The 1,161-nt window shown below is 70.5% G+C and carries 1 protein-coding gene; it reads left to right on the forward strand.

Going from position 1 to position 1,161, the window contains the following annotated elements; translation table 11 throughout:
• Positions 1-1,161: transposase (locus IE185_RS32825; protein ID WP_189716573.1), on the forward strand; the 1,161-nt coding region annotated here is incomplete at both ends.

Below are 1,161 nucleotides of genomic sequence, written 5' to 3' on the forward strand. Positions count from 1 at the left end.
ACGCACGTGCTGTCCGCTGCCCGTCAGCTGTGCTGGCTGGAGATGGTCGCGGAAACGCTGCGCTCGGCGTTGAACGCGCTGGCCGAACAGGCCCCCGAGTGGCTGGCCGGTATCGCGGAGCCGGACTGGTTCAGGCACTACGCGACGCGGGCCGAGGACTCCCGGTTTCCCCAGGCCCGCACCAGGCGGGACGAGGTGGGGCTGCGGATCGGCAGGGATGGCATACGGCTGCTTGAGGCGGTCTTCGCCCCCACCGCGCCACCCGTCCTGCGCACGCTGGACGAGGTGGAGACCCTGCGGCAGGCGTGGGTGCAGTACTTCCATCTGGTCGTCGGCGAGGTGAGGCGGCGGGACCCAAAAGACCGGCCGCCGGGCGCGATGCGGCTGGTCACTCCCTATGACATCGAGGCGCGGGGCAGCGTCAAACGCGACACCTTCTGGGACGGCTACAAGGTCCACCTCACCGAAACCTGCGAGCCTGATACCCCGAACCTGATCACGAACGTGGCCACCACTCTTGCCACTGTTCCCGACGACCGCATGGCCGCTGTCGTCCACGCGGGTCTGGCCGCACGCGGCTGCCTGCCCGGCGAGCACTGGGTCGATGCCGGATATCCCACCGCTGCCCAGATCGTGGCCGCCCGCACCGAGCACGGCGTCGATCTCCAGGGCCCGATGACCGGCAACACCACCGCCCAGAGCGGTGGCCCCTTCGGGCAGGACGCCTTCACCGTCGACTGGGAGCACGAGCGGGTGACCTGCCCGAACGGTGTCACCAGCACCCAGTGGCATCACCGGCATTCACAGCAGGGCCTGCCGGTGATCCGGGTCCGCTTCAGCCCGGCCGACTGCCGCACCTGCCCCAGCCTGCGCGCCTGCGTCAGCTCACCGAAGGCCGAACGCCGCGAGATCACCCTGCGGCACCGCGCCGAACACGAAGCCGTCCAGGCCGCCCGCACCAGGCAGCAGACCGATGCCTGGAAGGACCGCTACAAGATCCGAGCCGGCGTCGAAGGCACCATCTCCCAGGGCGTCGGCCGCTGCGGCCTGCGCAGATCCCGCTACCAGGGACTGGCCAAGACCAGCCTTCAGCACCAGCTCACCGGCGCCGCCCTCAACCTCGCCCGCATCGACGCCCACCTCACCGGCACACCCCGGGCC

The sequence above is a fragment of the Streptomyces chryseus genome, assembly GCF_014650755.1.
Classification (GTDB): domain Bacteria; phylum Actinomycetota; class Actinomycetes; order Streptomycetales; family Streptomycetaceae; genus Streptomyces; species Streptomyces chryseus.